At 59.7% G+C, this 12,860-nt stretch carries 12 protein-coding genes; 6 read left to right on the top strand and 6 right to left on the bottom strand.

The window, feature by feature from the left end; all coding sequences use genetic code 11:
* Positions 1–87: 87 nt before the first annotated feature.
* The 5 genes from AC1P02_RS02415 to treR all read right to left on the bottom strand — a co-directional run bounded on the left by AC1P02_RS02415 (position 88) and on the right by treR (position 5,712).
* Positions 88–420, bottom strand: coding sequence for a hypothetical protein (locus AC1P02_RS02415; protein WP_017412399.1), 333 nt, complete (start codon positions 418–420; stop codon positions 88–90).
* A 375-nt stretch (positions 421–795) separates the two neighbouring features.
* Entirely contained in the window at positions 796–1,407 is a 612-nt protein-coding gene (locus AC1P02_RS02420; protein WP_308415836.1) for a sugar O-acetyltransferase, read from the bottom strand.
* A 3-nt stretch (positions 1,408–1,410) separates the two neighbouring features.
* Complete coding sequence (treC, locus tag AC1P02_RS02425) at positions 1,411–3,072, bottom strand: alpha,alpha-phosphotrehalase (RefSeq protein ID WP_485183917.1); 1,662 nt, start codon at positions 3,070–3,072, stop codon at positions 1,411–1,413.
* A 70-nt stretch (positions 3,073–3,142) separates the two neighbouring features.
* Positions 3,143–4,573: a PTS trehalose transporter subunit IIBC gene (treB, locus tag AC1P02_RS02430; RefSeq protein ID WP_011898304.1), complete on the bottom strand. Its 1,431-nt coding sequence runs from the start codon at positions 4,571–4,573 to the stop codon at positions 3,143–3,145.
* A gap of 191 nt (positions 4,574–4,764) precedes the next feature.
* Entirely contained in the window at positions 4,765–5,712 is a 948-nt protein-coding gene (treR, locus tag AC1P02_RS02435) for a trehalose operon repressor TreR (protein ID WP_485183919.1), read from the bottom strand.
* A gap of 140 nt (positions 5,713–5,852) precedes the next feature.
* Here treR and AC1P02_RS02440 point away from each other — a divergent pair, with 140 nt between their 5' ends.
* Entirely contained in the window at positions 5,853–6,803 is a 951-nt protein-coding gene (locus tag AC1P02_RS02440) for an AEC family transporter (RefSeq protein ID WP_021138991.1), read from the top strand.
* 9 nt (positions 6,804–6,812) lie between these two features.
* On the opposite strand, the gene AC1P02_RS02445 is transcribed toward AC1P02_RS02440, so the two are convergent.
* Positions 6,813–8,105 carry a PTS sugar transporter subunit IIC gene (locus AC1P02_RS02445; protein WP_021138992.1) on the bottom strand — a complete coding sequence of 431 codons (1,293 nt, stop codon included), beginning with the start codon at positions 8,103–8,105 and terminating at the stop codon, positions 6,813–6,815.
* Positions 8,106–8,369: 264 nt separating this feature from the next.
* Here AC1P02_RS02445 and AC1P02_RS02450 point away from each other — a divergent pair, with 264 nt between their 5' ends.
* The 5 genes from AC1P02_RS02450 to AC1P02_RS02470 all read left to right on the top strand — a co-directional run bounded on the left by AC1P02_RS02450 (position 8,370) and on the right by AC1P02_RS02470 (position 12,808).
* Positions 8,370–8,675 carry a PTS sugar transporter subunit IIB gene (locus AC1P02_RS02450; RefSeq protein ID WP_042467706.1) on the top strand — a complete coding sequence of 102 codons (306 nt, stop codon included), beginning with the start codon at positions 8,370–8,372 and terminating at the stop codon, positions 8,673–8,675.
* Between the two features lie 40 nt (positions 8,676–8,715).
* Positions 8,716–10,044, top strand: a complete 1,329-nt coding sequence (locus AC1P02_RS02455; RefSeq protein WP_042467704.1) for a PTS sugar transporter subunit IIC — start codon at positions 8,716–8,718, stop codon at positions 10,042–10,044.
* Between the two features lie 53 nt (positions 10,045–10,097).
* Positions 10,098–11,483, top strand: coding sequence for a glycoside hydrolase family 1 protein (locus tag AC1P02_RS02460; protein WP_099994468.1), 1,386 nt, complete (start codon positions 10,098–10,100; stop codon positions 11,481–11,483).
* A 72-nt stretch (positions 11,484–11,555) separates the two neighbouring features.
* Positions 11,556–11,867 (top strand): PTS N,N'-diacetylchitobiose transporter subunit IIA, encoded by a 312-nt coding sequence (gene chbA, locus AC1P02_RS02465; protein ID WP_059111934.1) that lies wholly within the window; start codon positions 11,556–11,558, stop codon positions 11,865–11,867.
* Positions 11,868–11,878: 11 nt separating this feature from the next.
* Positions 11,879–12,808 carry an ROK family protein gene (locus AC1P02_RS02470; protein WP_485183924.1) on the top strand — a complete coding sequence of 310 codons (930 nt, stop codon included), beginning with the start codon at positions 11,879–11,881 and terminating at the stop codon, positions 12,806–12,808.
* The last annotated feature ends 52 nt before the right edge of the window (positions 12,809–12,860 follow it).

A 12,860-nucleotide genomic window follows, 5' to 3' on the forward strand; every position in this document is an offset into this window, starting at 1 on the left:
CCATGCGGGGCCCTCTCTCTGAACGCAGTGTCTCGTGACTCCCGGTGGGGATAACGCTAGCCGGGAGCTGACCGGCAACAACCACTCTTAGCGCTGCTTGCCGCTGCCGATGCCGAACGGGATGCGGTAGTCGCTGCTCTGCTCACCCAGACTGACGGTCAGGTTGCCCTGAGTGCGGCTCGGAATACGTACCTGCTGGGTGCCCATCAGATTGGCGTGAACGGAAGCCACCACATCCCCTGACTCATTGCGCACTTCCAGCATGGGGTTGGTTTTGCCATCCACAGCGGCGGTTGCATGCCAGTTCACAAACAGCACGCCCGGTGCAGCGTTGAAGTCAGCGGGAACGGAAGCCTGAGCAAAACCGGCAGTCATCAGGCCTGCAACGGCCAGCATCTTGATTACGTTTTTCATGTTCATTCACTCTCTTGGTTTTTGTGTCATTGCCAAGGCCGGTTCGGCCTGAATCAATGCATCCTTGCAAGAGGTTATTCAAATAGTATGTAGTTCTTTCACCGACGTCTGACATTCTGGTTTCTGGTGTCATCGCCTGAAACAACCTGTTATTTGGCCACCTGGCGTTCCTGCCTAAGCGTTGAGTGAATATTAAACACCTCTGCCCACCTTTGTTAGCGAGATAAACTGGCCTAGATGTTCAAAAAAACTGACAGTGATGTAAATCACAGGTTCAGATACAGCTCACGGTGCAACTGACACTGAACTTCGGAGGGGATAAGAACCGGGATGAGGGGGAAACTTCCTGCATAAAGGGCAGGATCCCCTGCCCCTTGATATTTAGATGCCCGCCAGCTCCTCTGCCGTCATGGGCCGCAAGACCCTGCAAGGATTGCCGACGGCAACCACATTGGCCGGAATGTCTCTGGTGACCACTGAGCCTGCGCCGATCACGCTGTTATCCCCTATGGTGACACCGGGGCAGATAACTGTGCTGCCGCCGACCCAGACGTTGTTGCCTATGCGCACTGGTTTGCCAAACTCGACCCCCGCCACCCGAGGGACAAGGGCAACGGGGTGAGCGGCGGTGTAGATCTGCACCCCGGGGGCCAACAGCACGTTGTCGCCGATATGCACCTCGCACACGTCGAGGATGGTGCAGTTGACGTTGGCGTAGAAGTTCTCCCCCACATGGATATTGGCGCCATAGTCGCAGAAGAAAGGCGGGTTGATAGCACACACATTGCCCCGGCTGCCGAGCAGTTCCCGCAGCAGCGCATCCCGCGCCGGTTTCTCCTGCCAACTGGTATTGAAGGTGTGATAGAGGAAACGACAGCGCTCGCGCGCCGCCTTGAGCTCGGGATCCCCCGCATCATAGGGCTGACCCGCCACCATCTTTTGCCACTCGGTGCCGTGCACCGGGGCCATTGCTTTTGCCATCACCTCGCTCACCACCTACTCCACCAGCCAGATCAGGGATTCATAGGGACGCAGCATACAAGATTGCGGCATTGCCGGACTATCGGGGTAGTTGCCAAGCAGCAGACGGCCTTCCCTCTCTTGCAGATCTTGCGGCAAGTCGAAGGCCACAGGCTCACCGTAGAAATTGCTTACCACCAGCAGGGTCTGACCCTTGGCACTGCGGGTATAGGCCCAGATGTGCTGATGGCCTGGCAACTGCTCCTGATAATCCCCCTGCGTAAAGATGGGATGCGCCTTGCGAAGCGCGATCAGATCCCGGTAGTGCCAGAACACTGAGCCCTGATCGGCCAGTGCCGCTTCGGCGTTGATCTCGGTGTAATTGGCAGCGGGCCTGAGCCAGGGCGTGCCCTGGGTGAAGCCGGCATTGGGTGCGGCGCTCCATTGCATGGGTGTACGGGAGTTGTCGCGAGACTTGGCACCGAGAATGGTGAGGATCTCGGCTTCGTTCATGCCTTCGGCCTGCTTGATGGCGAAGATGTTGCGGCTCTCCACATCCTGGTAATCGTCGATGCTCTGATAACCGGGGTTGGTCATGCCGATCTCCTCCCCCTGATAGATGTAGGGGGTGCCCTGCAGCCCGTGCAGGGTACTGGCCAGCATCTTGGCGGCGACCACGCGATGCTCGCCCTCGTCCCCGAAGCGGGAGACGATGCGCGGCTGATCGTGGTTGCACCAGAACAGGGCCGACCAGCCCTTGCCGTGCATGCCGCTCTGCCAGTGGTTGAAGATACGCTTGAGCTCGAGGAAATCGAACGGCGCCTTGGTCCACTTGTCGCCGTTGGGGTAATCCACCTTCAGATGGTGGAAGTTGAACACCATGGAGAGTTCGGAGCCATCAAGGGCACCATAGCGCTGGCAGTGCGCCAGCGAAGTGGAGGACATCTCACCCACCGTCATGGCGCCGACCGGGGCGAATACGTCGCGGCTCACATCCTGCAGGAATTCGTGGATGCGCGGCCCGTCGGTATAGAAGCGGCGGCCATCGCCCACGTCGTCGTTCGGGAAAGTCTGATCCTTGGAAATCAGGTTGATGACATCAAGGCGGAAGCCATCAACCCCCTTGCCGGCCCAGAAGTGAATGATGTTTTTGACCTCGGCGCGCACAGCCGGGTTTTCCCAGTTGAGATCCGCCTGCTCGCGGGCAAACAGGTGCAGATAGTACTGGCCGGTGGCGGCATCCAGCTCCCATGCACTGCCACCAAACTTGGATTGCCAGTTGTTCGGCACACCGCCATCCACCGGATCTTTCCAGATGTAGTAGTCGCGGTAGGGGCTGTTTTTATCCCCCAGCGCCGATTTGAACCAGGCGTGCTCGGTGGAGGTGTGGTTGACGACTATGTCCATCACGATACGAATGCCACGGGCATGGGCTGCCGCCAGCAGCGCCTCGAAATCGGCCATGGTGCCGTAGGCGGGATCAATCTGGTAGTAATCGGCAATGTCATAGCCGTTATCCACCTGGGGGGAAACATACACCGGGGTCAGCCAGAGGGCATCGACCCCCAGGGTCTTGAGATAATCGAGGCGGGCCATGATCCCCTTGAGATCGCCGGTGCCACGGGCGCCCGAATCCTGAAAGCTCTTGGGGTAGATCTGGTAAATCACGGCACTCTGCCACCAGGGAGTTTGGCTCATGGGTCTTTCTCTTGTCTCGAATAAAAAATGGAGAGGGCGGCCCCTTGCGAGGCCGCCCTGATGAGTGCACTCAAGCGATGGCTTGAGCCAGTTTGCCCGAGGCCTGTTGACGCTTGTAGACCAGCAGGGTCAGCACCAGGGGCACCACTATCGCCACCAGCATGGCGATGGCGTAGATGGCCCAGTATTGCGGCTGGATGGAGAGGATACCCGGCAGGCCCCCTACCCCTATGCCGTTGGCCATCACACCGGCGAAGCCGCAGATGAGGGCCGCGCAGCTCGAGCCCACCATGGCGCACAGCATGGGGAACTTGTACTTGAGGTTGATGCCGTACATGGCCGGTTCTGTCACCCCCAGGTAAGCCGAGATAGCGGCAGGCACGGAGATCTCCCGCTCGTTCTCCTTGCGGCTGATGAGGATGATCCCTACCACGGCAGAGGCCTGGGCGATATTGGACAGGGCGATCAGCGGCCAGATTGGCGTGCCACCCATGCTCTGCATCAGTTGCAAGTCCACCGCGTTGGTGGTGTGGTGGATGCCGGTAATAACCAGGGGCGCATAGAGGAAGCCGAACAGGGCGGCACCAATTGGTGCAAACGAACCCGTCATGGCGGCCTTGGCGGCAAAGCCGACACCGTCACCAATCCAGCGACCGAAGGGGCCGATAAAGGCGTGCGCCACTATCACCGCCAGCAGCAGGGAGATAAAGGGCACTATCACCAGATAGAGATACGCCGGAATGATGCGCTTGAGGTTGGTTTCAACCCAGGCCAGGAATACCCCCGCCAGCAGGGCCGGAATGACCTGGGCCTGATAACCCACCTTTTGAATGACAAAGAGGCCGAAGTCCCACACTTCCGGGGTCTGCTGGCCGATGCCATAGGCATTCATCAGCTGCGGCGAGACCAGGGTGATACCCAGCACGATACCGAGGATCTCGGAGCCGCCCATCTTCTTGACCGCAGACCAGCAGACACCCACCGGCAGGAAATGGAAGATGGCCTCACCCAGCAGCCAGAGGAAGGCGTGGACCTGAGCCCAAAACTGGCTGATCTCGACCAGGGTGTGGGTCCCGTCGTCGAACATCTTGATGTCGCCGATGACGTTGCGAAAACCCAGGATCAAACCGCCTGTGATGATGGCGGGCAACAAGGGCACGAAGATCTCCGCCAGGTGGGAGATGCCGCGCTCCAGCGGATTCATGTTCTGACGGGCAGCCAGCTTGGCGGCATCCTTGCTGCCACCGCTGACACCAATCTCCTCGGTGAGCGCCTTGTACCAGTCATCCACCTCGTTGCCGATCACCACTTGGAACTGGCCAGCATTGGTGAAGCAACCCTTTACCGCCGGTATGGTCTCGATGGCCTTGCTGTCTGCTTTCGCCGGATCGTTCAGGACGAAGCGCAATCGGGTCAAGCAGTGGCTGACGGTGGCGATGTTCTCCTTGCCGCCGATCTTGTCGATCAGGGTGGCAAGCTGCTGTGCGTTGATCTTGGACATGAGTCTTCCCTCTGTGACTCCATTGATATTGGTCTGCCTCGCCCTTTTGGGCCAGTCTGTCGGCCGGAGCGTTTTTGGTATCGTTCCCATTCAGCATGCAGGCAATTTGGTCAGATCGAAATGGGAACGTTCCCATTTCGTGGTCAACATCACAGAAAGCGCGTTTTTTGTGCAGGGCTAAGTGATGGGGCTCACAGTGTGTGGCAGGGTGCTATGGTCGCCAGCGGGCAGCGGCCCTGCTCAATCTGGCCGAGCAGCTGACGGGCCGCCTGCTCCCCTGCCCTTTTGTAGCCAAGATCCAGGCTAAGGGCATTGGGAAAGAGAAAACTGAGCATGGGGTTGTTGCCAAGGCCGGTCACCAGCACTTCGCTACGCCCTTGTTCTTGCAAGTATTTTGCTGCACCTATGGCGAGGGTGTCGCTGGCGCAGACCAGCGCCTGGGTGGCGGGGGTAAGCAAGTCGGCAGCCAGCCGGTAGCCGCTTTGCAGGCTGAGATCGCCGAGGGCACTGCGCGCCGTCAGTCCCTGTTCGGCGCAGTAGCCGAGATAGGCATCGAGCCGGCGCTGGCCCGTGGTGAGATCAGAGGTATCGACCCCGAGATAAGCGATGTCGCTTAGCCCCCTGATGGCCAGCTCTGCCAGCATGGTGCGCACCGCCCCCCCATCGTCGAAGCAGACAGAGGAGAAACCGGGATATTCGCGCGCCACCAGCACCAGTTTGTCCTTGAGCCTGGCCATGGCCGCATAGTCCAGATCGTTGAAAGCAAACAGTATGATGCCATCCACCCCGCGCCGCTCCAGCACAGCCAGATGCTCCTGCACCTTGGCGGGGGAAAACTTGCTCTCCATCAGCACTGCGTCATAGCCGTGCTGATAGAGGGTCTCCAGCATGCCGCGCACAGCCTGATTCTCCGAGCTGGAATCGAGGCGCGAGACGATGATCCCCACCACCTGCTGGCTCTGGCTGCGCATGGCCCGGGCCGACTTGCTCGGCACGAAGCCGTGTTCGGCGATGACCTGCTCCACCCGCTCGCGGGTCGCCTGCTTCACCTTGGGGTCCTGGTTGAGCACCCGGGAGACGGTCGACTTGCCGACACCCGAGAGGCGGGCGATATCGAGAATGGTCAGTTTCTTGTCCATGAATTGGCTCACAGGAGGCTCGGCGGTGGAATTGCCCACATTGTTGTGATTAAGCCCTGTGAATACAAGCCCATGGCGTTAGAATGCCTTTTTTGCCTCGGCGATCGCTGCGCCGCTCGCCATCGCACAGGACGCGCATCATGGATCTGTTGGCAAGTCTGCACTTCTCCCTCTCCATCACAGGCCCCATCTGCGTGGTGCTGCTGCTCGGCATCTGGCTAAAGCAGCTGGGTCTGCTGCCAGACAGCTTCGTCGAATCCGCCTCCCGCCTGGTGTTTCAGGTCACCCTGCCCGCCCTGCTGTTTCTCAGCATGGTGCGCACCGATTTTTCCACCATGCCGAGCCCATGGCTCATCGTCTACGGCCTGCTCGGCACTCTCACCGGCTTTCTGATCCTTGAGGCACTGGCGGCCCGCTTCATCCCGGAGCGACGTCAGCGCGGCATCTTCGTGCAGGGCAGCTTTCGCGGCAACATGGGGATCATGGGGCTGGCCTATGTGCAAAACGCTTACGGGCCGGAGGGGATCGGCGCCGCCGCCCTGCTGGTGGGCTCGGTAACCGTGCTCTACAACATCCTGGCTGTCATCACCCTGACCCGCAGTCTGGGGGGCGGCAAAGGGATCAAACCCATTCTTAACGGGATCGCCAAAAACCCTCTCATCATCGCCATCCTCTCGGCCCTGCCGTTCGGTCTGCTCGGTATCGAGCTGCCCCAGCTGGTGATCACCACGGGCAACTACTTCGCCAACATGACGCTGCCGCTGGCCCTGCTCTGCACCGGTGCCAGCCTCAACCTCAAAGCCCTGCGTGGCGGTGCCATGCTGACCGGCTGGGCCACCGTCAACCGCTTGTTCTGCATTCCCTTGTTGCTGGTGCTTGGGGCCTGGGCGCTGGGCTTCAGCCAGCAGGCCCTCGGCATACTGTTTTTGATAAGTTCCACCCCCACTGCCGCCGCCAGCTATGTGATGACCCGCGCCATGGGGGGCGATAGCGCACTGGCCGCCAACATCATAGCCACCACCACGCTGGGCTCGCTCATCACCACCAGCCTGGGCGCCGCTCTGATGAACTATCTGGGGTTGATGGGGTAATCCATTTGGTCAGGCTCTTTCATGTTCTTGCTCCAGCACCATCTTCTCGTGGGCCAGAAAGAAGGGGCGATAGAGTACATAGCTGTTGAGGATGCAGACCAGACTCATAAGACCATTGCTCCAGCTGCCATTGGCCGCCCATGCGGCCCCCAGTGGCGAGGGCATCGACCAGGGCAGCAAGGCGATGAAGCGGTCTAGAAAACCCCACTGGGTCAACTGCCAGGCCAGCACAGCATTGATCAGCGGCACGCTGATGAACGGCAAAAAGAACAGCGGGTTCATGATGATGGGAAAGCCAAACAGCAGTGGCTCATTGATATTGAACAGGGACGGGATAAACCCCAGTTTGCCCACCGACTGAATCGAGTGAGAGCGACTGCGCATGGCCATAAACACCAGTGGCAAGGTAGTCCCAATCCCCCCGATCAGCAGGTAATAGTCCCAGAACCCTTGCAGGAAAATATGAGGCAAGGGCTCCCCCGCCATCAAGGCCGCCTGATTGGCACTCACGCCGGCCATCCAGAAAGGTGACAGCAAACCTGTCACTATCAGGGCCCCATGGATCCCCATAAACCAGAGCAGATGGGCAATTAGCAAGGTGATCAGCAGGGCTGGCAAGGTGTCGGCCCCGACTATCAATGGCCGGAACAGGGAAGCCATGAAATCCGGCAGACTGATCCCGAACTGCTGCTGCAACCAGAGTCGCATCAGGCTAAGGGAGAGCATGGTGAACAGCAGAGGCACTATCAGCTGGAACCCCCGCCTCGTCATCACTGGCACCTCGTCCGGCATATGGATATACCAGCCACGCCGATAGAAAAAGCGGGTCACCTCCACCGAATAGAACGCCATCAGCAAGGCCGTGAAAATCCCTGCCCCACCCAGATAGCCAAACACCCCGGGTTGCAGCGAACGAAAGTCGATCAACATCAAAAACGCCATGCACCCCCCCAGGCCGCACAGTCGCTCCGGCATTTCGTATGCCTTTGCCAGGCTTGAGGCCGCCCCAAACGCAATGATCAGTGCCACCAGTCCAAGAGTGTGGGAATAGACGGGAAACAGGAAAGGGTGCAGCTCATGGGCCAGCCAGTGCAGCCACTGGCCGAATGCGTGGGGGGTATCGGGGGCGATGGGGGGAAACAGTATGGGCACCAGCAGGCTGCCGACGATGACAAAAGGCATTGCCAACTGAAAACCATCGCGCAATGAGAGCACATGGCGACTGCGGGTCAGCCAATTGGCAAACGGTACCATGCGCTGCTCGATCATGCCGACCAGCATTGCCATCCATTGCAGATTCATCACTCGATTTCCCGTCCCTTCGCTGTGTGTTAGCCCCTGTCATCTTGAGGCTTGGACGCCATTTTGACGGCTTTGTGGTTTTGTTTCCGTAGTATCCGCAACCATTTTGCCGTTTCTTTACCTAGCTCACATTTTCCACTGCTTTAAACCCCAAATTACCGATCCTGTTCACACATATACGGACACGATAAGGAAACCGGTTTCCAAATTAAATCCATCGATCCAGAATGCGCCATCCGTTACGAACGACTGGAGAATCTGGAAATGAAAAAAATCATGTTGTGCTGCTCCTCAGGCATGTCGACCAGCCTGCTGGTCAAGAAGATGAAAGAGGAAGCGGACAAGCGGGGGGTGAGCGCCGAGATACAAGCCTTCGGTGCGGCAGAGTTCGATCTGCAGATGCCTCACTACCAGGTGGTGCTGCTGGGGCCACAGGTCAAATACATGCAGGCCGAGCTGCAGCAGCGAGCGGCGGCTCACGGCGTGCCGGTCGAGACCATCAACATGATGGATTACGGCATGCAGCGGGGTGACAAGGTCCTCGACCACGCCCTCTCCCTCATCCGCTGATGCGCAGGACCCAACCAGTGAATGTCACAAGGAAACCTTCATGAACACCCTATACGAACGCTTTGTCAGTACCATAGAGAACCGGGTCAGTCCGCTGGCCGGGCGAATTGGCCAGCAAAAATATGTGCAGGCCATCCGTGATGGCTTCATCGCAGCTCTGCCCTTCATGATCGTCGGCAGCTTCATGCTGGTGTTCATCTTCCCCCCCTTCTCACCCCAGACCCAGTGGGGATTTGCCCGCGCCTGGCTCGACTTCTCGTCCACCTACCAAGCCCAGTTGCTGCTCCCATTCCAGCTGAGCATGGGGCTGATGACCCTGTTCATCTCGGTGGGAATAGGTGCCAGTCTGGCCCGTCAGAACGGGCTCGACCCTGTCACTACAGGCCTGCTCTGCCTGATGTCCTTCATGCTGGTAGCCGCCCCCGTCAAGGATGGCGCCATCTCCATGCAGTACTTCTCCGGTCAGGGGATCTTCACGGCCCTGATCACCGCCATCTATGCGGCTGAGGTGTACGCCTTCCTCAAACGCAACAACATCACCATCAAGCTGCCCCCCCAGGTACCAACCGGTGTTGCCCGCTCGTTCGAGGTGCTGATCCCCGTGCTGGTGATCATCCTGACCCTGCATCCCCTCAACCTGCTGCTGGAAAACAGCACCGGCATGATATTGCCGGAAGCCATCATGTCGCTGGTCAAGCCGCTGGTCGCGGCCTCCGACTCCCTGCCTGCCATGTTGCTGGCTGTGCTGGTGTGCCAGGTACTCTGGTTCGCCGGGATCCATGGCGCCCTCATCGTCACCGGCATCATGAACCCGTTCTGGATGGCCAATCTGGCCAATAACCAGACCGCCATGGCGGCAGGTGAAGCCTTGCCCCACATCTTCCTGCAGGGCTTCTGGGATCACTACCTGCTGATCGGCGGTGTCGGATCCACTCTGCCACTGGCCTTCCTGCTGCTGCGCAGCAAGGCAGCGCACCTGAGATCCATCGGCAAGATGGGTGTGGTGCCGGGCCTGTTCAACATCAACGAACCCATACTGTTCGGTGCGCCCATCGTCATGAACCCGGTGTTCTTCCTGCCCTTCATCCTGGTGCCCATGATCAACGCCACCCTGGCCTGGTTTGCCCTGGATTTCGGTCTGGTGGAACGGGTGGTCTCCCTTACCCCCTGGACTACACCGGGCCCCATCGGTGCCTCCTGGGCCGCCAACTGGGCCATCAGCCCCATGGTGTTGAGCCTGCTTTGCATGTGCTCTGCCGCGGCCATGTATTACCCCTTCCTGAAAGCCTATGAGCGCACCCTGCTCAAGCAGGAAGAGCAAGAAAAGAACGAGGAAGCGCCGACGCTGGCGGTCGCCACCAGCCGTTGATTGCCTGCCGGGGCCGCTTGGCGGCCTCTTTTTCAAGATTGGAGTAACACGAGATGCAATACCGTTTTCCTGAAACGTTCTGGTGGGGCAGCGCCTCCTCAGCCGCACAAGCCGAAGGCGCCAGCCTGCAGGGTGGCAAGGCCCCGACCATCTGGGATCACTGGTTCGAACAGGCCCCCAACCGCTTTCACCAGCAGATTGGCCCGGCTCAGACCTCCGGTTTCTATGAACATTTTCGCGATGATGTTCGCTTGCTACGCCAGCTCGGTCACAACAGCTTTCGCACCTCCATCGCCTGGGCACGGCTGATCCCGGCAGGGCGGGGAGAGCCCAATCCGGAAGCAGTGGCTTTCTATGACGCCATGCTCGACGAACTCAAGGCCGAGGGGATCGAGCCCTTCATCTGCTTGTTCCACTTCGACATGCCGATGAGCATGCAGTCACTGGGGGGCTGGGAGAGTAGGGAGGTGGTCGCCGCCTACGCCGAATTTGCCGAGACCTGCTTCAGATTGTTCGGTCACAAGGTCAAGCACTGGTTCACTTTCAACGAACCCATAGTGCCGGTGGAGGGAGGTTACCTCTACGACTTCCACTACCCGAACGTGGTGGATTTTCGCCGCGCCGCCACAGTGGCCTATCACACCATGCTGGCCCATGCCATGGCAGTGCAGCGTTACCGTGCCCTCGGTCAGGATGGCCAGATTGGCATCATCCTCAACCTGACGCCCTCCTATCCGCGCTCGCAGCATCCGGCGGATCTGAAGGCGGCCAACATTGCCGATCTGATGTTCAACCGCAGCTTCCTGGATCCGGCGGTCAAAGGAGAGTACCCGGCCGAACTGGTGTCACTGCTCAAGGAGTATGACCAGCTGCCCGCCTGCGAAGCGGGAGATCAGGCACTGCTGGCAGCAGGCAAGATCGACCTGCTGGGGATCAACTATTACCAGCCACGCCGGGTCAAGGCCCGTAGCAATGCGGTCAACCCTGCCAGCCCCTTCATGCCGGAGTGGTTCTTCGACTACTACGAGATGCCGGGTCGCAAGATGAACCCGCACCGGGGCTGGGAGATCTACGAACAGGGGATCTACGACATCCTCGTCAACTTGCGCGACCACTACGGCAACATCCCGAGCTACATCTCGGAGAACGGCATGGGGGTCGAAGGCGAGGCCAAGTTCAAGGGGCCGGATGGCCAGATCCAGGATGACTACCGCATCGGCTTTATACGGGATCACCTCATCTGGTTGCACAAGGCGCTGGAAGAAGGCTGTCAGTGCCGGGGTTATCACCTCTGGACCTTCATCGACAACTGGTCGTGGAGCAACGCCTACAAGAACCGCTACGGCTTTATCGAACTGGAGCTGGAGAGCCAGACCCGACGCATCAAGAAGAGCGGTCAGTGGTTTGCGACCGCAGCCCGCGAGCACGGCTTCAACTGATGGTCTCGTCACGAGACCGGTAAAGACACAGCGCCGGCACAAGGGGCCGGCACTCATGACCAAGGAGCGTATATGTTCGATCTGGAAGAGACAGTGATGGGTCTTATCATCAATGCCGGCATGAGCCGCAGCCTCTGCTTTGAAGCACTGCGCCAAGCCAAGGCAGGCCAGTTTTCCGAAGCCGACGATCTGCTGCGCCAGGCCGGTGAGGCCGCCAACGCCGCTCACGCGGTGCAGACCAGGCTGATTGAAGCGGATGAAGGGGAAGGCAAGATCCCGGTCAAGCTGATCCTGGTGCATGCCCAGGATCACCTGATGACCGCCATGCTTGCCAAGGAGCTGGTCACCGAGCTCATTGAGCTGCATCGCAAGCTGGCCGCCTGAGGAAGATAACCATGTTGCGACTCGGACTCGACATCGGCGGCACCAAAATCGAGGCTCAATTGCTCGATAGCCAGGGTGTCAGCCTGCTGTGCAAACGCATTGCGACCCCGACCACGGGGTACGGCGATTTTCTTGCCGCCATCACCGACCTGGTGAACGAGATACGCCAGGAGCTGGACGGCACCTTCACCATCGGCATAGGACTGCCCGGGGCGATCAGCCCGCAAACCGGCCGCATCAAGAATGCCAACTGCCTGTTTCTCAACGGGCAGGATCTCAAGGGGGATCTGACGCGGGTGCTGGGCCAACCGGTCTGGCTGGCCAATGATGCCGACTGCTTCACCCTGTCAGAAGCCGTCGACGGCGCAGGCGACGCAGGACGACTGGTGTTTGGCATCATACTGGGGACCGGGTGTGGCGGCGGTCTGGTGGTCAATCGCCAGCTTATCGTCGGGCCCAACGCCATCACAGGCGAATGGGGACACAACCCCTTGCCCGGCTATGACCCGGCACAGGATGGCCCAAGCCAGCCCTGCTACTGCGGCCGCCATAACTGCATCGAGCGCTTCATCTCGGGCACTGGGTTTGCGGGCCGCTTTGTCGAACGCCATGGCCGCAGCCTCTCACCTCGGGGGATCATCACGACAGCCGCAGAGGGAGACCACCAGGCGCTGGCCCATTATGGCCACTTCATCCAGGCTCTGGCCCGCAGCGTGGCAAGCCTTATCAACGTACTGGACCCGGATGTCATAGTACTGGGAGGCGGTCTCTCCAACATCGACCTCCTCTACCGAGACCTGCCCCGGGCGCTGGATCCCTATCTGTTTTCGGATGGGTGCATCACCCCCATAGTGCCCGCCCGCCATGGTGACAGCAGTGGCGTGCGAGGCGCAGCCTGGCTGCCAAGCTGCGCCGAAGGGATTGCCACATGGGCAATATGATTCCCCCGGCACAAGGCGGGTATCGTCCACAGTGCGCCATCGCCGTTGCACC

Source organism: Aeromonas sp. TS_SC_11, assembly GCF_057318915.1.